A 20,812-nucleotide genomic window follows, 5' to 3' on the forward strand; every position below is an offset into this window, starting at 1 on the left:
TGCGCACCGTCAACCCTTACCCTGTCTCTCATGCTTCCCCTGATCGTCGTCGCCACCCATGCCGAGGCCGAACGCCTGCTGGACCTGAATGCCCGCGTGATCGTCTCTGGAGTGGGCGTGGTGGCTGCTGCCCTGGCCACGGCACGGGCGCTGGCACAGCAGAATGCTGGACTGGTCATCAGCGCGGGTATCGGTGGGGCCTACCCAGCGTCCGGTCTGTTGCCCGGTGACCTCGCCGTCTCCTCCGGGATCGTTCAGGCGGATCTGGGCGCATGGGATGACAGTCGGTTTCTGGATTTCGAGGAACTTGGACTGTCGGTGCTGCCGGACTCACCGCACACCGGACGCTTCTCAACCTGGGCCGCCGCTCCTGAAGTTGCGCGGCGTACGGGCGCACATTTAGGTCAGATGCTGACCCTGAGCAGCGTGACGGGCAGTGTCGAGGCTGCTGCCTTTCTGGAAGAACGCTTTCCCAGCGCACTCACCGAGGGCATGGAGGGCGCTGGCATCGCCCACGCCGCCCTGCTGGCCGGGGTGCCGGTGCTGGAAGTGCGTGGCGTGAGCAACGCGGTGGGTCCCCGTGACCGCGCTTCCTGGCAGATTTCACAGGCGCTCGCCGCCACCCGAAAGGGCGTGGCGGCGGCGCTGGAAGTCTGGCTGGAATTTTAAGAGGAACGCCGGGGACTTTAGCTGTTCAGTGAGAGCTTGCCGCTGGTGGTGTTGGCCACATTGCCGGGAAAGTTGACCTTCACGTTCACGGTGGTTCCGGCAGGGGTGGCCGGATCGATGTTGATCCAGTGGCTGACCAGCACCGGGGGCGTGGGCTGCGGGTCCACGGCGCGCACCAGCACCCGCCCCTGCGCGGGCACGAACACGCACCAGCCTTCGGGGGTGGTGGTGAAGGCCCGCACGGGCAGGATGCTTTGCAAGGTCATGTCGGCGTTGGTGGCCCAGTACTCGACCAGGAGGCTGGCCTGTTCCCGCCCGATGTCGTTCTGGTCCAGATCGAGCTGAACTTCCACACTGTCGGGCATGCCCTCGACCAGATTGGTCCAGCCGGGGACGACAAAACGGTTGCTGGCGGCACTCTTGAACTGCTGGGGGTTGCTGGCATCGGTCATGCGCTTAGCCTAGCGGATTGGCTGCCCGCAGAGGGCCGGACTCATGTTCATTTCCGGTTGTCTCTTGGCTGGGATTGTCTATTCGCTGTAGGTGCGCGCGGTGCGGATCAGCGCCCGCACGGCCAGATAGCCCACCACGAAGAACAGCAGCGGCGTGACGTTCAGGGTGACCTCGGAGTCCTTTTCGGGTTGCAGGGGATTTTGCTTGCGGTACTTGATCATATTCTTCAGGGTACGACACCACAGGAGGCGGGTGTCAGCGGGTGGGGCTTAGGGAGTGTTGAGACCGGGTGTCCAGTCCTGGTGAACGCGGTCACGGCGAACAGCGCCGACTGAGAGTAAAACGACTGGCGTGACCTCTTCTTCTCCCACCATGCGCGCCCTGAGCAAACTGAAACCTGAACCCGGCCTCTGGCTGACCCGGACAAACGTGCCCGTCCCTGGCCCCAACGATCTATTGATCCGCATTAAAAAGAGCAGTATCTGCGGCACCGACGTGCATATCTACAACTGGGACGACTGGGCGCAGCGCACGGTGCCCACGCCGATGGTGGTGGGCCACGAATACGTGGGTGTGGTGGCCGGAATGGGGTCCGAGGTGAGGGGCTTCCAGATTGGTGACCGGGTCAGCGGCGAGGGGCACATCACCTGCGGGCATTGCCGCAACTGCCGCGCGGGCCGCCGCCATCTGTGCCGCAATACCCAGGGCGTGGGCGTGCAGCGTCCCGGCTCGTTCGCTGAATATCTGGTGCTGCCGGCCTTCAACGCCTTTAAGCTCCCAGACGACATCTCCGACGATCTGGCCGCCATCTTCGATCCCTTCGGCAACGCCGTTCACACCGCCCTGAAATTCGATCTGGTGGGCGAGGACGTGCTGATCACCGGCGCGGGGCCGATTGGCGTGATGGCCGCCGCTGTCGCCCGGCATGTCGGGGCGCGGAACGTGGTGATTACCGATGTCAACGAGTACCGTCTGGGTCTGGCCCGCGAGATGGGCGTGACCCGCGCCGTCAACGTGGCCCGTGAGGACCTGTGGACCGTCGCGCAGAACGAGTTGCATATGACCGAGGGCTTCGACGTGGGCCTGGAAATGAGCGGCTCTGGTGCGGCCTTCGCCCAGATGGTGAAGTTGATGAACCACGGTGGCAAGATCGCCCTGCTGGGCATCCCCGCCGGGCGTGTGGACATCGACTGGGACAGCGTGATCTTCAAGATGCTGACGGTGCAGGGCATCTATGGCCGCGAGATGTTCGAGACCTGGTACAAGATGGTGGCCCTGATCCAGTCCGGCCTCGATCTGACCCCGGTCATCACCCACCACTTCGGCATTTCTGACTTCCAGCAGGGCTTCGACGCGATGCTGGGCGGCCAGAGTGGGAAGGTCATTCTGGACTGGGAGGGCTGAGCTGGGTATGGGGCGGGATATCCCTTTTGCTGACTGGGTACAGAAATCTCCCTGGCTCCCTTTAAGGGGAGCTGGCCGCGTAGCGGACTGAGGGGTTGACCGTGGAAGCAACTCCTTCACCGTCGAATGACTTTCTCCCAGGCTTCTACAGAGGATCAGAATGACACTCGCCTCCCCGCCCACGCGCTATCCTCCGTCCATGAGCTTCAAACAGGCACGCACGCAGGTATGGTGGCCCGGCAATTGACCGGGTGACCCTTCCTTTTGTGCCGTGTAACCCACAGGCCGCGCCCGGAGAACATCCCGGCGCGGCTTTTTTGTCGCTCACTTTCTTTCTGGAGGATAGATCATGAACCCACACACGCCCAGACAACGCATCCTGACCGGAGACCGCCCTACTGGTCCGCTGCACATCGGCCACCTGGCCGGATCGCTCCGTAACCGCGTGGCCCTGCAACACGACTATGAAACCTTCGTGCTGCTGGCCGATGTGCAGGCGTTGACCGATAACTTCGAGAACCCGCAGAAGGTCCGCGACAACGTGCTGGAGGTGGCGCTGGATTATCTGGCCGTGGGACTGGACCCAGAAATCTGCACCTTCGTGATCCAGTCCCAGCTTCCCGAAATCGCCGAGCTGACGGTCTTTTACCTGAATCTGGTCACCGTCTCCCATCTGCGCCAGAACCCCACCGTCAAGGCTGAGATCGCACAGAAGGGGTACGGCGAATCGGTGCCCGCCGGATTCTTCGTCTACCCGGTGTCGCAGGCCGCCGATATCACCGCGTTCGGCGCGCATCTGGTCCCGGTGTGCGAGGACCAGTTGCCCATGATCGAGCAGACCCGCGAGATCGTGCGGCGCTTCAATCATCTGTACGCACCCGTGCTCATCGAGCCACAGGCACTGGTGGGTCAGGCCGCACGGCTACCCGGTCTGGACGGCGGCGGCAAGATGAGCAAGTCGCTGAACAACGCCATCTTCCTGTCTGACAGCGCCGATATCGTGGCCCAAAAAGTGCGTGGCATGTACACCGATCCCGGTCACCTGCGTGCTGAGGACCCCGGACGGGTGGAGGGCAACCCAGTGTTCGCCTATCTGGACGCCTTCGACACCGATCACGCGGGCCTGGAGGCCATGAAGGATCATTACCGCCGGGGTGGGCTGGGCGACGTGAAGGTCAAACGCCATTTAATTGATGTGCTGGAGGCGGCACTCGCCCCCATCCGCCAGCGCCGCGCCCACTTTGCCCTCGACATGCCGCATGTGCAGGAGGTGGTCCGTGTAGGCACGGGCAAGGGGCGTGAAGTGGCGGCTGGGACGATGAAAGCCGTGAGGGAAGCGATGGAGCTGGATTACTTCTGAGTGCGGGAACCTTCTCCCAGAACCTGCGCTGCCACCCGCACCGCCCGCGTGATCTCCTCCTGCGGCAGATAGGGGAGGAGTGGGCGGTCTTCCGGTACCGCCAGGGCCACGGCTGGGTTGGCGGGCAGGTGCAGAAAGCCACACGGCACGTCACTTAGGCCCCTCTGCGTCAGCCAGTGCCGGGCGTGGTACATCACGAAATTGCAGACGTACAGCCCCGCCGTGTTGCTGATGTGGCCGGGTATACCCGCCGCCTGCCACGCGCTGAGAATCGGGCGCAGGGGCAGTGTGGACAGGTAGGCCGGTGGCGCGTCCGCATGGGCATGGGCGGGCGCGTCGCGGTAGGTGTTGCCCGCGTTGTCTGGAATGTTGAAGTCCATGACATTCAGCGCCACCCGTTCCAGCGTGACCTGGGGACGGCCCGCCGCCAGTCCGGTCAGCAATACCGCGCTGGGCTGATGCCGCTCCAGCAACGCCTCCAGCGCCTTGCCCGCCGAGTGCGGTTCCACTGGAAGCAGGGCCGAGACGACGCGCATGTGCCCCAGCTCCAGCCCGTCCAGTGCTGCCGCCGCCCGCGCACTGGGATTGTCGGGATGCGTGTGGAACGGCTCGAATCCGGTCAGGAGCAACGTGGGCATAGCGGGATGATAGGCCCTGGCTGCCACTTGGGGGACACTTTGAGAGACAATGCCGCATGACCATCATTGCCGTCCATGCTGTCATCACCCCCAAACCCGAACACGTTGAAGACGTGCTGAGCGAGATGCTGGGCATGGTCCAGGGCAGCCGCCAGGAACCCGGTTGCCTGCGTTATGACCTGCTGCGGCAGGACGATGCCGGAACCGTGCGCCTGCATGTGCAGGAGCGCTACCGCGACATGGACGCCGTGCAGGCCCACCGCGACTCGGCGCATTACAGGGCTTATCGTGCCAAGGCCGGGGACTGGTTTCAGGAAGCCCCGGTGGTGACGGTGCTGCAAGAGGTAGACGTGGCCTGAGTTTTTCTCGGAGTCTTCGCTACCTTCGCCCCGCAGCCGCGCCGCTATGCTTGGGCGATATGCCAGAGCTGCCGGAAGTCGAGACCACGCGCCGCAAGATCGAGCCACTGTTGCGCGGGCGCGTCATTGCGAATGTCGAACACGACGCGCCGCACAAGTACCGTGACACCCATCTGGCGGTAGGAAGGCGGGTGCAGGGGCTGTCCCGGCGCGGCAAATACCTGATGCTGCAACTCGCGGCGGCTGACGCAACAGAGGCAGACCCCCACGATCTGGAATTCATCGTCCACCTGGGCATGACTGGGGGCTTTCGGCTGGAGCCGGGGGCACACACCCGCGTCACGCTGACCACCGAGGACGGCGAGCAACTGTTCTTCAATGACCCGCGCCGCTTCGGGAAAATGGCCGTGGTGCGCCCAGGTGAATACGCGGGGATGCCCACCCTGGCCGCGATGGGACCGGAACCTCTCTCGGACGATTTCACCGAGGCCGATTTCGTGAAGCTGGCGCGTGAGGCGGGCGCGGTCAAGCCGTGGCTCCTGTCCCAGAAGCCGGTCAGCGGCGTGGGCAACATTTATGCCGACGAAAGCCTGTGGCAGGCCCAGATTCACCCTGCCCAGACGCGCCTGACCTCTGCCGAGGGCAAGAAGCTCTACACGGCCATCCGCGAGGTCATGGCAAAGGCGGTGGAGGCGGGCGGCAGCAGCCTGGGCAACGGCGTGGGCAATTACCGCCAGCACGACGGCGTGAGCGGCCTCTTTCAGCTCGAACACCACGTCTACGGCAAAGGCGGTCAACCCTGCCCCCGCTGCGGCACCGACATTGCAAAGATCGTGCTGGCCCAGCGTGGAACGCATTTCTGCCCGAAGTGCCAGACGCTCAAAGAGCGGTCTACGGGTCTGAGTGTCAAAGGGTTTAAGGGCTAACCACCCCCGTCTCTTCCGCCTTTTCCTGGACTCTCAGACCCTTGGACGCGCCGCCGGGCGCTGAAGGAGCTTTCATGACCGATCTCACTTCCCTGCGAATCTCCTATACCCGCGATGCGCTGCGGCGGGCTGACCTGAAGCCTGACCCTCTGACGCAGTTCAAAGGCTGGTTCGATGCCGCACAGCAGGCCGAGTTGCCTGAACCCTACGCCCTCTCCCTGGCGACGGCAGACGCCTCGGGGCGGCCCAGCGTCCGCACGGTATTACTGCGCGGCGCGGAATCTGGTGCGTTGACCTTCTATACCAATTTCGAGTCCCACAAGGGCTACGATCTGGCTGCCAACCCGCAGGCCGAACTGCTGTTCTACTGGGCCGAACTGGAGCGGCAGGTCCGCGCATACGGCTCCATAGACCGCGTGCCGGACGCCGAGGCCGATGATTATTTCCACGTCCGCCCACGCGACAGCCAACTGGCCGCCCACGCCAGCGATCCGCAGAGTGCGCCGATTGAAAACCGTGAGGCGCTGGAGGCCAAATTTGCTGCCCTGAACGAACGTTTCCCCGAAGGCCAGCCTGTTCCTCGCCCGGACTTCTGGGGCGGCTACCGCGTGACCGTGCAGGAGTGGGAATTCTGGCAGGGCCGCCCCAACCGTATGCATGACCGCTTCCGCTACAGCAGGCAGGACGACGGCTGGCAGATCGAACGTCTGATGCCCTGAATCGGCTGCCCTCTCCCGTTCTGGATGGCCGTTAGCAAAAGCAACGCGGGAAGCAGCGAAAAGTTGCTTCCCGCGTTGCCTCTGTCTGCTTTACCCGGTCTGACCGAACTGCATCCTGAACACGAACTTGGTCACGTCCGTTTTCAGGTTGTCAATCATCTCGTTGAACATATTGGTGGCCTCGAACTTGTATTCGGTGAAGGGATCGCGCTGGCCGTAGCCGCGCAGGCCGATGCCCTGGCGCAGCACATCCATGCCGTGCAGATGTTCCTTCCAGTGCTGGTCTACCGTTTGCAGCAGCACGTAGCGCGACAGGCTGTTGAGCATGGTGGGACTCAGCTCGTCCTTGCGGGCGTCGAATCTGTCGGCCACCGCGCTCAGCAGGGCGTTCTGCGCGTCGGCGGGGGACATGGCGCGCAGACCCTCGAAGTCAAAGCCCTCCATCTGCGGCACGGCGTCCAGAATGGCGGCCTGCAAGCCCTCGATATCCCAGGAATCGGCATTGGCCTCAATGGGCAGGTAGGTGGCGAGCTGCATGTCCACGAAATCGGCGATCATGCCCTCGGTGGATTCCTCGACGGCCTCGTCTGGCCCCAGCAGCACTTCACGGCGCTGGGCGTACACGGTGTCGCGCTGCTTGCTCATCACGTTGTCGAATTCCAGCAGTTGCTTGCGCGTGCTGAAGTTGCGGTCTTCCACGCGGGCCTGTGCCTTCTCGATTGCGCCCGTGACCATCTTGGCCTCGATGGGCTGGGTGTCGTCCATACCCAGGCGGTCCATCATGGCCACCACGCGCTCGTTGGCAAACAGGCGCATCAGGTCGTCCTCGAACGACACGTAGAAGCGGCTGCTGCCAGGATCGCCCTGTCGCCCGGCGCGTCCACGCAACTGGTTGTCGATGCGGCGCGACTCGTGGCGTTCGGTGCCGATGATGTGCAGGCCGCCCACCTGCTGCACGCGCTCGTGGTCTGCCACCGTTTCCGAATGGAGCTGCTGGGCCTGCCCTATAAACTCCTCGGTCATGCCAGGAATCCGCATGCCGATTTCCACGATCTGGGGATCTTTGCGGCTCAGCGCCGTGATGAACGCCTCGACTTCCGGCACGTAGCGGCCCAGACCCAGACTCTGTTCAATGCTGGCCCCAATGATCGATTCGGCGTCGCCGCCCAGCTTGATGTCGGTGCCGCGCCCAGCCATGTTGGTGGCAATCGTGACCGTGTTGCTGCGCCCGGCCTGCGCGATGATGCTGGCCTCCTGCGCCTCGAATTTGGCATTCAGGACGCTGTGCTTCACGCCTGCCGCCGTCAGCAGTTCGCTGAGCTGCTCGCTGGTCACGATGCTGGCGGTGCCGATCAGCACTGGGCGGCCCGTGGCGTGCATCTCCTTGACCTCTTCCACCACCGCGTTGTACTTGCCCAGTTTGCTGCGGTACACCAGATCTTCCGAATCCTTGCGGATCACGTCGCGGTTGGTGGGGATCACCAGCACGTCGGAGCCGTAGATGTCCAGGAATTCCTTTTCCTCGGTCTTGGCGGTGCCGGTCATGCCGGAAAATTTGTTGTACAGGCGAAAGAAATTCTGGTAGGTGATGGTGGCCAGCGTCTGGTTCTCGTTCTCGATCTTGACGCCTTCCTTGGCCTCAATCGCTTGATGCAGGCCCTCGCCGTAGCGGCGGCCTGGCATGCTGCGCCCGGTGAACTCGTCAATGATGATGACCTCGCCCTCGGCGTTGACGATGTAATCCTTCTCGCGCTTGTACAGCTCGTGGGCGCGCACCGCCTGGGTGATCATGTGTGCCTTGTCCATATTTTCCGGGCTGAACAGGTCCGGGATGCTCAGCAGCCGCTCGATCTTGGCGATACCGCTCTCGTTCATGTGGACCTGTTTGGTCTTCTCGTCGATGGTGTAATCGCCTGTGGCCTCGGCACGTTCACCGGGGACGGCAGGCTCGCCCTTCTGGAGCCGCCGGATCAGCTTGGCGTACACGTAATACAGGTCGGTGGCCTTTTCTGCTGCCCCCGAGATGATCAGTGGCGTACGGGCCTCGTCGATCAGAATGCTGTCTACCTCATCCACGATGGCGAAGTTCAGCGGGTGTTCGGCGCGCAGGGACAGGGCCTCACGGCTCTGGGCCATGTTGTCTCGCAGGTAATCGAAGCCCAGCTCGGAGTTGGTCACGTAGGTGATATCGCAGGCGTAGGCGGCCTGCTTCTGCGCGGGTTGCAGTTCGCGGCTGGCCAGCCCCACGGTCAGGCCCAGGGTGCGGTACAGCAGTCCCATCTCGTCCGCGCCCACGCGTGCCAGATAGTCGTTGACCGTGACCAGATGGCAGCCGCGCCCTTCCAGCGAGTTCAGCGCCAGCGCCAGCGTCGCCACCAGCGTCTTGCCCTCGCCGGTCCGCATCTCCGCAATGCGGCCCTTGTGCAGGGCGTAGCCGCCGATCAGTTGCACGTCGTAATGCCGCTTGCCGATGGAGCGGCGTCCGGCCTCACGGATCAGGGCGAAGGCGGGGATGATCACATCGTCCAGGGACTCGCCTCCCTCCTGCACGCGGCGGCGCAGTTCACCGAAGGCGGCGGGAAGATCTTCCACCCCCATCATCTCTTCTTCCAGCGCGTTGACCGGCTGCACGATGGTTTTCACGATCTGCTGCACGTCGCGTTGGTTGTTATCGAATAGTTTATTGAGGACACGGAACATGACGAGCAAGTATACCGCTCCTGACCTGACCGTAGCCTCACAAGTTCACAGTGGCGCGCGTAGGCAACCTGAGCGCGCCAGACTCAGCGTTTTGTGCTGTCGCGCCCGGGCCTACCGCGCTGGGGCAAAAGCCGCCTTGCGTCAACTTCTGGTAAAGGCCAGTCCTGCCCGCCTCTGTCGGTCTTCGTGCAAATGTTAAGGGTGCAGTGGGTCACAGTGAAGCCGGAACCGGAGTCATCGGGCCGGCAAAACACCCCATCACCCACCAGGAGGGAACACCTATGTCCAACCGCAGCATCTCTAACTTTCTCAGCGTTGCAGGATTCGCGTCCATCATCGCCTCGATCATCATCTGGGCCACCCAGGGCGGCACCGACAAGACCCACGAGGAAAAGTCGCACGGCGAGCGCTTCGGCATCTTTGTGGGCCTGTGGGCACCAACGTTTTTCATCCTGTCGAACCGTTACAACACGGCGGCCCTGGAAGAAGAGAACAACTAAAACTGACCTTCGTGGACTGGCCATCTAAGCGGCGCGGTCTCTAGCGTCAGCACAGCATACGTTTCGAGCAAGACCCGTCAGTTCCAGATTCGTCTGCTGGCGGGTCTTGTCGTGGAAGGGAATTCATACGCGGGTGCAAGGATTGCAAGCAGCGTGTATGAGTAGCGACGCAGCTTGGGGTGATGGGTGTGACGTTGCCAGAACCGGTTGAGATCCATGCTGGAACCCTGTGGCTGGTTAGACCCGTGAATCGTGCGCTTCGCGGGTCAGCCGACTCGTCAGCTCCCACCCAGGCCAGGCAGCAGATCCAAAATAAAAAAGCCCCGTACTGGACGAGGCTTTTTTGTTTATGGTGGCGATGCGCGGACTTGAACCGCGGACCTAACGATTATGAGTCGTTCGCTCTAACCAGCTGAGCTACATCGCCTGGGGATTGTGCAAGAAACTTATCCAGGAAAAAAGCAGCCCCGCACAGTGGCGGGGGCTTCTTGGTGGAGCTGAGCGGGTTCGAACCGCTGACCTTCTGAATGCCATTCAGACGCGCTCCCAACTGCGCCACAGCCCCTCTTGTTGGAAATTTTCTGCTCGCCTCTTTCAAGGCTCAGCAATCTTAACAGCGCCTTTCCAGCTTGTCAACGGGCAGGGCCGCTGACCTGCCAGATGCCCTAGCCGGACGCCGTTTGCCGGGACGCCAGATTCACGTACCCCTCGATCAGGTGGATGATCACCGGGTTATGGGTGTGGACGCCGTGCGCCTGTCCCACGCCGTCCTCATCGATGAAATGGGCGATCAGGGCGGCCTCGCCGTCGCGGGCGAGCAGAAAGGCGCGCTGGCCCTCGGCGGCGACGCTGGGCAGGCCCGTCAGGTGGGTGCGGCGCAGTTCCACGCCGCGTGGGGTCAGGCGTTCCAGGTCCTGCGCGAAGCTGGTTTCTCCGGCCATGAACAGGCTGCGCCGGGCGTTCAGGGTCAGGTCCTCGCACAGGCTGCGGATAGCGGCCTCGCCGTACAGGTGATACACGGCTTCCGGGGCCGGATCGGGGGCCAGGCGCGACAGGTCCCGGTCCAGAGCGCCCAGTCGGTCATCGAAACTGCGCCGCGCGCGGGCCAGATACTCGCGGGCACTCAACGGCGCGTATTCCAGCGGGTTCTGGCCCATCTTGGCGGCCAGTCCACGGCCCTCCAGCCGTTCCAGCGTCTCGTAGATCTTGGGTCTGGGAATCCCGGCCTGCCGCGCCACACGGGCGGGGACGGCGCGGCCCAGCGCCAGCAATGCGGTATACGCGCGGGCCTCGTACTCGGTCAGGCCCAGCGCTTGCAGATGAATCACGGCGCTCATGTGCTGGTCAGCATACGGGAAAAGGGCCGCTCACGCTTGCTTTCTCAGCAGGATGCTCTTGAGGTACAGGCTCTCGGGCACGCTCAGCAGATGCGGGTGATCGGCGGGCTGGTAGGTCACGGCCACCACCTCGGCGTCGCAGTCGGCCTCGGCAGCGGCCACGCGGGCGGCGTCCAGCAGGTCATCCACCCGGATGTAATGGGCGCAGGTGCTGATCATCAGGTGGCCGCCGTTTTCCAGCATCCGCAGGGCGTGGGCCGCGCCGTCCGTGAAGATGCGTTTGGCACGCGGCACGTCGTCGCGGCGCTTGGCGAGGGTGGGGGGGTCCAGCACGGCGGCCCCGAAGGTGCGTTTCTCGCGTTCCAGGGCAGCCAGCACTTCCAGCGCGTCGCCCCAGCGCACACTCACATTGACGTTCACGCCGTTCCCGCGCGCCGCCCCTTCCAGTGCGGCCAGGGCCACCTGATCCTTGTCCACGGCCACACTTTTGGCACCCGCTTTGGCCGCGTGCAGGCTGAAGCCCCCGGTGTACGAGTACACGTCCAGAAAGCCCGCGCCGGGCCGCACCAGGGAGCGCATCAGGCGGCGGTTGTCGCGCTGGTCCAGAAAGAAGCCGGTCTTTTGCGCGTCCATTGGCGCGAAGTGCAGGGTCAGGTCATCCTCGTGAAATTCCACGCGCTCAGGCACCTCACCCCACAGCGGCCCGGCCACCATGCCCAGCCCCTCGCGGCGGCGTTCGCCCGTGTCGCTGCGCTCGTAGGCGCTGCCAGCCCCGGTGACCTCCTTGAGCGCCTTAAGGATCAGGTCACGGTGACGCTCGGCCCCCGCGTTGCGGAGCTGCACGGCCAGCACATCGCCAAACTTATCGGCCACCACTCCCGGCAGCCCATCGGCCTCGGCATAGACAGCCCGTACGGCGTTGGTGTTCAGGATGCGGCCCTCGCGGCGTTTGAGGGCGGCCTTGACGCGGGCGCGGTAGAACTTGAGATCCACTTCCTCCCGTTCCCAGGTCAGCAGGCGCAACGGCGTCGCGCCGTCTGGGTTGAAATAGCCGCGCGCAATGACCTTGCCGCCGGGGCCTTTCACGTCCACAACCTCGCCTGGCGCGATTCCGGCGTCGGCGTCGGCAATGTCGCCGGAATGTCCAAAGGGGTAGCGGCCCGCGATGCGCCGGACGGCGGCAGGCTCAAGAGTGACGGAGGCGGACTTCTTCATGGGCGTCAGGCTAGCGCGGGGAGACCGGAAGGTTATAGGGAGTTGGGAAAAGAGGGGAGGGGGGAACGCGAGTGTTGCCACGGTCTGATTACAGTGTTTTGTAAATTCTTTTGTTTCTACTCTACCCCTGCGGGACTGCACAGTTCGGAATGAGAGAGAGCGGCAGAAAGGTGAAGGAGATATGGTGCAAACAAAATATCTTGAGATTTTCAAAAAACTAAACTAGATTTATGCGAATCAAATTTCATTGAATTGGTTTTTAGAATTTACAGATTACGACATACATATTTACATTGTCTCGGCCCATAATTCGGTAATTTGTTATGCCAATTTCCATGCCAGCAAACGGAGATTTATTTGGATCTTTATATATTCGATAATATGTATAGATTTTATAAGCTCCGTTATTTGAATCACCGCTATTATTAGGTTCTTTGACATTCTTTACTGTGATGACATCATAATTTTTATCGATTGATTTGAGAAATGATGCAACAGCGTAGCGATCATTTCCAAAGGTGAAACCTTCAATAGAACCGCATGTGAAGCCCAAATAGGTCTTGATAGAAGACGCATACTTGTTCTGTACAAGCGTACGCTCATAGCCTGTTTTGCCACCCCACGGATGTGCTTCTCCAGGTACAGGCAAACTTACATTCAAAATATTAGAGCGCGTGGCTTTAGTAGCTTCAGCACTTTGAGCAAGTAGCAGCAGTCCGAGGAGCATAATGGTGTCTCTCACGGTACTACACTGTCAGCCCTCTTCTTTCTTTAATCTTACTCGTCAGTACTCAGCACCGCCAGGAACGCCTCCTGCGGCACTTCCACTGTGCCGATCTGCTTCATGCGGGCACGGCCCTTCTTCTGCTTGTTCAGCAGCTTTTTCTTACGCGAAATGTCGCCGCCGTAGCACTTGGCCAGCACGTCCTTGCGGTACGCCTTGACCGTGGCGCGGGCAATAATTTTTGCGCCAATCGTGGCCTGCACCGGCACGGGGAACATCTGGCGCGGAATCACTTCCGCCATCTTGTCCACGATCTTGCGGCCCAGCGCGTAGGCCCGGCTCTCATGAACGATCACGGCCAGCGCGTCCACGATCTCGTTGTTGACCATGATGTCCACCTTGCGCAGATCGCCGTCGCGGTAGCCCAGTTGCTCGTAGTCCATGCTGGCGTAGCCGCGCGAGATGCTCTTGAGGCGGTCATGGAAGTCGTACAGAATCTCTGCGAACGGCACCTCGTACACCAGTTCCACACGCTTGCCCAGGTAATTCATGGTGACCATTGAGCCGCGCCGGTCTTGCAGCAGGCCCATCACCGGCCCCACGTAGTCCTCGGGCAGCATCACCGAGAGCTTGATATACGGCTCCTCGACGGTTTCAATCCGGTCACGGGTCGGGAATTGCGCCGGGTTCTGGGTTTCAAAGACCTCACCGTTGGTCAGGCTGATGCGGTAGACCACGGCGGGGGCGGTGGCGATCAGGTCCAGATCGTACTCGCGTTCCAGGCGTTCCTGAATGATCTCAGCGTGCAGCAATCCCAGGAAACCGCAACGGAAGCCAAAGCCCAACGCCTCGGAGGTTTCGGGATCGAAGCTGAAAGCCGCGTCGTTGAGCTTGAGCTTCTCCAGCGCGTCGCGCAGCTTGCGGTAGTCCTCGGTGTCGGTGGGGTAAAGGCCGGAAAAGACCACGGGCTGCGCGGGCTTGAAGCCGGGGAATGCCTCGGGGGTCTTGCGCTCCCGGCCCGTCAGCGTGTCGCCCACCTGTGCGTCGGCAATGTCCTTGATCCCGGCAGCCACCCAGCCCACTGCTCCGGCCTGCAACTCCTCGCCTACCACCAGACCGGGGGTAAAGGTGCCCACCTTGTCTACCTCGAAGGATTTGCCCGCGTTCATCAGGCTGATCTGGTCCTTGGCCGTGACGGTGCCTTCCAGCACGCGCACGAACAGGATCACGCCCTGGTAGGCGTCATAAAACGAGTCGAAGACCAGCGCCTTGAGGGGAGCCGCCGGATCGCCGGAGGGCGGCGGAATGCGGGCCACCACCGCTTCCAGAATCTCGTCGATGCCGATGCCCGCCTTGGCCGAGGCGAAGACGGCGTCCTCGGCGGGAATGCCGATGACTTCCTCCAGCTCTTTGGCCGCGCCTTCCGGGTCGGCGGCGGGCAGGTCGATCTTGTTGATCACTGGCACGATTTCCAGGTTGTTGTCGATGGCCAGATACGCGTTCACGATGGTCTGCGCCTCCACCCCCTGCGAGGCGTCCACCAGCAGCAGCACGCCCTCGCAGGCAGCCAGCGAACGGGAGACCTCGTAATTGAAGTCCACATGGCCGGGCGTGTCGATCAGGTTCAGCACATACGTTTCGCCGCCCGTGCCGTCCTCCTGCATGGGGCGGGTGTATTCCAGCCGGATCGGGGTGGATTTGATGGTGATGCCGCGCTCACGCTCCAGCTCCAGCGTGTCCAGGGTCTGGTTGCGCTTGTCGCGCTCGCCCATCGCGCCCAGCCGCTCCAGAATGCGGTCTGCCAGGGTGGACTTGCCGTGATCGACGTGGGCGATGATCGAAAAATTGCGGGTTGCCGCAGGGGGTAGAGAGGAGAGGGGCTTGACGCTCATTATCCCGCAGTGTAGCCGGGCGCGGCGCAGAGGACAGCGGCGAGAAGCACAGGGCAGGAGTGCGTCACGCTGGCGTGTGAAATTATTCAAAGTAAAAAACAACATGACTTCATGAAGAAATTGCGTTTCAGTGCAGCAGAATTCGCGCCCTTGTGAGTAATACGGTGTCCAGAACCTCAGAGGGGGTGGCGCTCTCCGGCGTATCGAAAGGTATCGATTATCCGGGGAATGGATTGAATCGGACTTCGCTCAGATTTCTTTGGGCGCTCTCTGTTTATCGGGCTGTGCCACCCTCTTGGCGTTGAATGAACCCCACTTCCAGCTTGGGTGGGTAGACGGGCCGGGCCGCTGTGACATTCTGCGTGGCCCGGCCCTGGGTGTCGTCTCAGACGGTCAGCGCCACGCTGATTCCCCTCCCCTCGGCCTGGCTGCCCACAAACACCATCCAGGACCCTGGAACGAGAAGCCCCGACACGCGCGGGGCCACCTGAACACCTACACTGCCCGGTATCCATGACCGACGCCCATCCACCGAACCTCCCTGCCTTAGCGGCGGTGCAGGCAACGCGGCTTCTTATCCATCTCCAGCGTGTGACGCAGGATCTGGCCGCGCTTCGCCTGCCGGACGCCATCTTCAAGATCGTGCTGCGAGATGTTCTGGAGGCCCTGGGAGGTCTTGGTGGGACGGTCCTGTTGATCCAGGGTGAACACCTGGTCGTCGCCGCGAGACGGGGGCAGACCGATGACAGCGTCTGGCAGGACGGGAGTCTTGGAGAGCCGGGTCCCGGCATCGACGCACTGGGCACGAACACGCCGCTGTTCTTTGAACACGCTGGCACGCTGGTGGCCGCCTACCCGGCCCTCGAGGCCCGCACGGGCGGTGTGGCCGCCGTGGCGAGCGCGGTGCTGCCCCTGACAGCAGATGGCCGCCCGCTGGGCGTGATCGTGCTGGACTTCAAAGAGCCGCACGACTTCACCCCGGATGAACGGCACTTTCTGCAAACGCTGGCCGTTCACTGCGCCCTGGCCCTGGACCGCGCCCGGCTTGCCAGCAACCTGGAGAGGCAGATACAGGACCGTACCGCCGAACTCGAAGCCTTCGTGCGCTTCACCGAGGCGGCGGACGGCGAGACCGACGTGGTGGCCCTGGCCCAGCAGGCCATGGACGTCCTGACCGTGCTGTTCCCCGGCTGCACCAGTGCCTACTACGGCCTGGAAGACGGTCAGTGGCGCGTCAGGGCCTACACCAGCGATCTGGAGGCCCAGCCGGACCTTCTGGCCAGCATCAAGGCCGGCATGCCGCTGGACACCCCGGTCTTCGCCCGGCCCATGCAGACGGGTCAGCCTGTCTTCGTTGACGGCTGGGACTCCAAGAAAGAACATTTTGCCCACACCGAGGACTACCAGAGTGTCGCCACTTTTCCGCTGATGGTGGGCGGCACCATCCAGGCGATGTTCGCCCTGGGAATCAAGGACGCCCCGCGCTGGTCCGCGCACCATCAGGCGGTGTTCCGTTCGGTGGGACGCAGCCTCCGGCTGGCCCTGGAGCGCACCGAGACGGCCCGGCAACTCGCCGCCCAGAACGCCGAACTGCTGGCCCGCACGCGCGCCCTGGAAGGCTTCGCGGCCCTGACGCATGACCTGGGGCTGACCACGGACGCCAGCGTTCTGATCGAGCGGGCCATGACCCTGGTTCTCTCGTTACTGCCGCCGGGGTACGCCGCCTTCTGGCAGATCAGCGGCAAGCTGTGGCACGCCACCTCGCTGATCGGCGACGTGGGCAAGCCGGAATTGCAGACCGCCATGAACGCGGGTTTCCCGGTGGGCCAGACCCCCAGCCTGGACCTGCCCCACCAGACCCGAGAGCCGCTGTTCCAGAACCACTACGATCCCACACGCGACATCGCCCCGGAACTCGTGGAGCATCTCGCCACCGTGGCCACCCTGCCCGTGGTGGTGGGCGGCGAGGTCACTGGGATTTTCGCCGTACCCCTGTTTGGGCCACACTCATGGAACGCTGCCGATCAGGCGGTCCTGAAGACGACGGTCCACAGCCTGGGGCTGGCGTTGGAACGCGCCGAGCAGGCCCGGCAGCTCGTGGCCCAGCGTGACCTGCTGCAAGCCTCGAACGAGGAGCTGGAGGCGTTTACCTACTCGGTTTCCCATGATCTGCGGACCCCGGTACGGCATATCACCAGTTTTGGCGATCTGCTACGCCGTTCCCTGCCGGAGCCGCTGGAGGCCAGGGCAGAGCGGTATCTGGGGATCATCAGCACCGCTGCTGACAACCTGAACACGCTGATTGACGGCATGCTGGACGTCTCGCGTGCCTCACGCCAGTTGCTGAAGGCCGAACAGGTGGAACTGGACCGGGTGTTCAGTGCCGTGCGCCATGAGGTGGGCGTGGCCCTGCCGCAGCGCCAGATCGACTGGCAGGTGGGTGCGCTGCCCACCGTCACAGGGGACGCGGGGTTGCTGCGCCGGGTGGTGACGGCCCTGGTAGACAACGCGGTGAAATACACCCGTGGCCAGGACAGGGCGGTGATCGAAGTCTGGGCGGAGGACCGTGGGCAGAGCTGGACGGTGCTGGTGCGGGACAACGGCGTGGGCTTCAACCCGCAGTACGGCGACAAGCTGTTCACCATGTTCCAGCGGCTGCACCGTCAGGAGGACTTCGAGGGAGCGGCGGTCAGTCTGGCCAACGCGCGGCGCATCGTGGCCCGGCACGGCGGAATGATGACGGCGGAAGGTCAGTTGGGGGTGGGGGCCACCTTCGGCTTTACCCTGCCCAAAGCGTCTGCCTGAGCAACGCCACCTTTCAATCGGAGTCCATATGATCTGCGCTCTCCGGGACGAGGAAACCCCGAAGCTGGCCAGGGTAGACGCCCCATCATTGCCAGAATGAAGAATCCTCCGACATTAGGGGAAGATTTCTCGTCCTGCATCTGGATTGGCGACTACCGTTTGACCTTCCGCAGCGCTAGCGCCAGCGTCTTTAGAGCCTCTGCCGCGTCGCCCGGCGCGTAGCGGGCCACCTGATAGGCGCGGACCACCTCATCCAGAGCGGGGGCCAAATGGGGGCGGGCAGCGGCGGCACGGGCAGCGTAAGCGCTGGGGGTTTCGCCGGGGGCGCGGGGCAGGCCCAGACGCACGGTCAGGTCATGCAGGGCGCGGGCAGCAGGATCACGCGGGCGCGCGCCCTGCCGCAACCACCACAGCGCGGGCAGCAGCGCCAGCCCCAGCAGCAGCGGCAACACTGCCAGATACGCCGCCGAACCGACGCCGCCCAAGCCCACCCGCGAGAGCAGCGCCTGTTGTTGCCCACCGTCATAACCCACGACCAGATCGTTCCAGCGGTTTTGCAGGGCGTCCAGCCGCAGGCCCAGACGGCTCAGGGAAGTGGCGGCGGCGGCGGCCTGTGCCTGAGGCTGGGTCAGGGCGGTGGACAGCCCGGCATTCACGCGGGCGGGGGCCACCACGGCGGTGGGGTCCACGCGCTGCCAGCCCTGGCCCTGCATCCAGACCTCGGCCCAGGCGTGGGCGTCCTGCTGGCGCACGATCAGGTAGCCGCCATCGGGATTGACCTCGCCGCCCAGGTAGCCGCCGACAATCCGGGCGGGCAGTCCGGCGGCGCGCATCAGGAAAACAAAGGACTGCGCGTAGTGTTCGCAAAAGCCCTGTTTTGTGCCGAACAGGAAGGCGTCCACCCGGTCCTGCGCGGGCAGCAGCGGCGGCGAGAGGGTGTACGAGAAGCCGCCCTGGCGCAGGTAATCCAGCCCCGCCTCGATGCGCCCCTGGGGCGGCAGACCGCGCCAGCTTTCGCCCAGCACGGCAGCGCGTGGACTCTGCCCGGCGGGCAGCGACAGGTCAAATTGCAGGCGCTGTATGTTCTCGCTGACCCCCAGCCGGGCCGGGCGACTTTCCAGGGTCACGCGGCGACGGGCGCTGATCGGGCGCTGGGTCACGGCCTGAAACGCAGTGGTCAGGAATGCGCCCTGGGGAAGTTGCAGCGGGGTGTCCAGCGCCAGCAGCCAGGGATTGCCGGACGGTTCCAGCGTCAGCGTGTAATTCCAGGCCGCCCTCCCCGCCAGCGGTTCGACGCTGGCAGACGGTCCGCCGATCCGCACCTGTTTCCAGGACTGGCCGTCATAGGCTTCATAGACCGGGCCGCGCCAGTAGCGCTGATCCGGGGGGGGCAATGCGCCCGTGAAGTCGGCACGAAAGGCCACCGCGCGGTTCTGCGCCAGATTGCTGTACTCCCCGGCGCGAATCTCGTTGGACAGGCCGGTGCTGGCCCCGCCCTGAACTGGCAGTTGCCACAGTGGGCTTTCTGGGCGGGGGAACAGCACGAACAGCGTCAGCGCCAGCGGCACGGCCAGCGCCAGCAGTCCGCCGCTGCGGATCAGGTTGGCTGGCAGGTCCGCCTCATTCTCCCGGCTGCTTTCCTTGAGATCAGTGCGCGTTGGCGCGGTCCAACGCGAGGCCGCTGCCAACAACAGCGCCGCGCTGAGAACGGCGTGCAGGGCGGTCAGCGGTCCCTGCCCGTGGAAAAAGTGCGTGCTGGCGACGAACAGCCCCAGCAGCACCAGCAGGTGGCCGTCGCGCCTGCCGTGGCTCTCGGCGGTCTTGAGGGCCACCAGCAGTCCCAGCAGCGCGGTTCCAGCGGCACTGCCCAGCAGCGTGCCGTACGTGGCGTTCAGGCCCACGGCGGCCAGTCCGGCCACCACCCCCAGCAGCCAGGTGGGAATGGCAGGCAAAGGGCGCATGGACAGTGGGCGGCGCGTGCGAAATGCCCCGTATGTCAGCAGCCCCGCCACCAGTGCCGAATCCCACAGCGGCTGCCGCAGCACCCCCGGCACGAGGGTAAACGCCAGCGCCAGCAGCGTGACCCGCAAGGCGTCGGTGTCGGTGGCCGCCAGCAGCTTGAGACGGGCGGGAGGCGTGGCTGGAGGGAAGGGGGAAACACCCGCCAGCAGCGTCAGGGCGGCCAGCCGTTGCGTCTCGCCACTGCCTGCTGCCAGCGCCGCACCGGGCAGCTTGAGCGCGAAGGGCAGGCCCGCGTGGTCCATCTCCCTCACCCAGGCGGCCAGTCGGGAGAGGCGGGCCTCTGTATCCCCCCCGGAAATACCTCCAGTATCCGCCCAGTCCAGCAGACGCACCTGGCCCTGCGCGGCGTCGGTTTCTCGGGTCAGCAGGTTGCCGGTGCGGGCCACATGCCGCCAAGAAATCTGCCGGGGCGAGTCGCCGGGGGTGTAGGGACGCAGGCCAGCGAATTCCTCGTCGCCGCGCGTGCGGCTGTGGCTGCCCTCCAGACCCGGCACCGTGCGCGGGGGCGCGGGGGGCGCGTTCGTCTCCGGGGCCGGGGCGACGTTGACCGTGACTGGCAAGGGCGCAGCCAGACCCGCCGCCCACAAGCCCAGAAAATCCAGCGCGGCAGGGGCAGAGGCCGTCAGCGTCAGCGGGCCGCGTGTGCGGGCGGGAACCGGCACAGTCAGGGTGCGGACCTCTCCTGCTGCTACGCGCAGGGTCACGGTGCGGATATCGCCCGCGCTGCTTTTCAGATTGACCGTGACTGCACCCGCCACCGTTGAAGTGACCGACAGGGTGAACAGCGCTTCACCGCCAGCACTGGCTTCAATGGGCGCGCTCAGGCTCAGGCGCACCTGCCGTGCGGCGCGGGCCACCCCGGTAGAGGCCATGACCCACACGCCGCCCAGCAGAAAGGTCAGGCCGTAGCCCAGGCTCAGGCCGTAGTTGATGCAGCCCACCAGGGTCAGCGTGACCAGCAGCAGAAACGCGAGGCCAAAGCGGGTGGGCCGCAGAGAAAGCGTCGGGCCTGAAGTGCGTGGAGAGGCGAGAGGAGTTGCTGGGCGCTCTGCCTTCTGGGTCTGATCTGCGGTCATGGGACGGAGAAAG

17 protein-coding genes and 2 tRNA genes are annotated in these 20,812 nt (G+C 64.0%); 8 read left to right on the forward strand and 11 right to left on the reverse strand.

Going from position 1 to position 20,812, the window contains the following annotated elements; all coding sequences use genetic code 11:
• The first annotated feature begins 30 nt into the window (after positions 1-30).
• Positions 31-669, forward strand: a complete 639-nt coding sequence (mqnB, locus tag DAAJ005_RS06390; RefSeq protein ID WP_151846379.1) for a futalosine hydrolase — start codon at positions 31-33, stop codon at positions 667-669.
• Positions 670-686: 17 nt separating this feature from the next.
• Here mqnB and DAAJ005_RS06395 read toward each other — a convergent pair whose 3' ends face one another.
• Both DAAJ005_RS06395 and DAAJ005_RS18890 read right to left on the reverse strand, forming a co-directional pair.
• Complete coding sequence (locus tag DAAJ005_RS06395) at positions 687-1,121, reverse strand: uracil-DNA glycosylase (protein ID WP_151846380.1); 435 nt, start codon at positions 1,119-1,121, stop codon at positions 687-689.
• A 78-nt stretch (positions 1,122-1,199) separates the two neighbouring features.
• Positions 1,200-1,343 carry a hypothetical protein gene (locus tag DAAJ005_RS18890; RefSeq protein WP_192930887.1) on the reverse strand — a complete coding sequence of 48 codons (144 nt, stop codon included), beginning with the start codon at positions 1,341-1,343 and terminating at the stop codon, positions 1,200-1,202.
• 151 nt (positions 1,344-1,494) lie between these two features.
• On the opposite strand from DAAJ005_RS18890, the gene tdh reads away from it, so the two are divergent.
• A complete protein-coding gene (gene tdh / locus DAAJ005_RS06400) occupies positions 1,495-2,526 on the forward strand; it encodes an L-threonine 3-dehydrogenase (RefSeq protein ID WP_151848431.1) in 1,032 nt (343 codons plus the stop codon).
• Positions 2,527-2,875: 349 nt separating this feature from the next.
• Positions 2,876-3,886: a tryptophan--tRNA ligase gene (gene trpS / locus DAAJ005_RS06405; protein WP_151846381.1), complete on the forward strand. Its 1,011-nt coding sequence runs from the start codon at positions 2,876-2,878 to the stop codon at positions 3,884-3,886.
• Here the strand turns inward: trpS and DAAJ005_RS06410 are convergent.
• Complete coding sequence (locus tag DAAJ005_RS06410) at positions 3,877-4,524, reverse strand: pyroglutamyl-peptidase I (protein ID WP_151846382.1); 648 nt, start codon at positions 4,522-4,524, stop codon at positions 3,877-3,879. The genes trpS and DAAJ005_RS06410 overlap by 10 nt on opposite strands.
• Before the next feature lie 56 nt (positions 4,525-4,580).
• Between DAAJ005_RS06410 and DAAJ005_RS06415 the strand changes: the two genes are divergently transcribed.
• The 3 genes from DAAJ005_RS06415 to pdxH all read left to right on the forward strand — a co-directional run bounded on the left by DAAJ005_RS06415 (position 4,581) and on the right by pdxH (position 6,528).
• Positions 4,581-4,883, forward strand: a complete 303-nt coding sequence (locus DAAJ005_RS06415) for a putative quinol monooxygenase (protein ID WP_151846383.1) — start codon at positions 4,581-4,583, stop codon at positions 4,881-4,883.
• Positions 4,884-4,942: 59 nt separating this feature from the next.
• A complete protein-coding gene (locus DAAJ005_RS06420) occupies positions 4,943-5,809 on the forward strand; it encodes a DNA-formamidopyrimidine glycosylase (RefSeq protein WP_151846384.1) in 867 nt (288 codons plus the stop codon).
• Between the two features lie 74 nt (positions 5,810-5,883).
• Positions 5,884-6,528 (forward strand): pyridoxamine 5'-phosphate oxidase, encoded by a 645-nt coding sequence (pdxH, locus tag DAAJ005_RS06425; protein WP_151846385.1) that lies wholly within the window; start codon positions 5,884-5,886, stop codon positions 6,526-6,528.
• A gap of 90 nt (positions 6,529-6,618) precedes the next feature.
• Here pdxH and secA read toward each other — a convergent pair whose 3' ends face one another.
• Positions 6,619-9,228, reverse strand: coding sequence for a preprotein translocase subunit SecA (secA, locus tag DAAJ005_RS06430; RefSeq protein ID WP_151846386.1), 2,610 nt, complete (start codon positions 9,226-9,228; stop codon positions 6,619-6,621).
• 281 nt (positions 9,229-9,509) lie between these two features.
• On the opposite strand from secA, the gene DAAJ005_RS06435 reads away from it, so the two are divergent.
• On the forward strand, positions 9,510-9,728 hold the full coding sequence (locus DAAJ005_RS06435) for a hypothetical protein (RefSeq protein WP_029480574.1): 219 nt from the start codon (positions 9,510-9,512) through the stop codon (positions 9,726-9,728).
• Between the two features lie 350 nt (positions 9,729-10,078).
• On the opposite strand, the gene DAAJ005_RS06440 is transcribed toward DAAJ005_RS06435, so the two are convergent.
• The 6 genes from DAAJ005_RS06440 to lepA all read right to left on the reverse strand — a co-directional run bounded on the left by DAAJ005_RS06440 (position 10,079) and on the right by lepA (position 14,896).
• A tRNA-Met gene (locus tag DAAJ005_RS06440) sits at positions 10,079-10,155 on the reverse strand.
• A gap of 62 nt (positions 10,156-10,217) precedes the next feature.
• Positions 10,218-10,293 (reverse strand) — tRNA-Ala (locus DAAJ005_RS06445).
• Positions 10,294-10,393: 100 nt separating this feature from the next.
• Complete coding sequence (locus DAAJ005_RS06450) at positions 10,394-11,065, reverse strand: TrmB family transcriptional regulator (RefSeq protein WP_151846387.1); 672 nt, start codon at positions 11,063-11,065, stop codon at positions 10,394-10,396.
• A gap of 30 nt (positions 11,066-11,095) precedes the next feature.
• The gene (locus DAAJ005_RS06455) at positions 11,096-12,280 is read right to left on the reverse strand and encodes a class I SAM-dependent rRNA methyltransferase (protein ID WP_151846388.1); all 1,185 of its coding nucleotides are present in this window, start codon (positions 12,278-12,280) and stop codon (positions 11,096-11,098) included.
• Between the two features lie 259 nt (positions 12,281-12,539).
• Positions 12,540-13,022, reverse strand: a complete 483-nt coding sequence (locus tag DAAJ005_RS06460) for a hypothetical protein (RefSeq protein ID WP_151846389.1) — start codon at positions 13,020-13,022, stop codon at positions 12,540-12,542.
• Positions 13,023-13,057: 35 nt separating this feature from the next.
• A complete protein-coding gene (lepA, locus tag DAAJ005_RS06465; RefSeq protein ID WP_151846390.1) occupies positions 13,058-14,896 on the reverse strand; it encodes a translation elongation factor 4 in 1,839 nt (612 codons plus the stop codon).
• Between the two features lie 513 nt (positions 14,897-15,409).
• On the opposite strand from lepA, the gene DAAJ005_RS06470 reads away from it, so the two are divergent.
• Positions 15,410-17,701: a GAF domain-containing protein gene (locus DAAJ005_RS06470; RefSeq protein ID WP_151846391.1), complete on the forward strand. Its 2,292-nt coding sequence runs from the start codon at positions 15,410-15,412 to the stop codon at positions 17,699-17,701.
• Between the two features lie 152 nt (positions 17,702-17,853).
• Here the strand turns inward: DAAJ005_RS06470 and DAAJ005_RS06475 are convergent, their stop codons facing one another.
• Entirely contained in the window at positions 17,854-20,799 is a 2,946-nt protein-coding gene (locus tag DAAJ005_RS06475; RefSeq protein WP_151846392.1) for a transglutaminaseTgpA domain-containing protein, read from the reverse strand.
• Positions 20,800-20,812 lie beyond the last annotated feature (13 nt).

Source organism: Deinococcus sp. AJ005 (assembly GCF_009017495.1).
Classification (GTDB): domain Bacteria; phylum Deinococcota; class Deinococci; order Deinococcales; family Deinococcaceae; genus Deinococcus.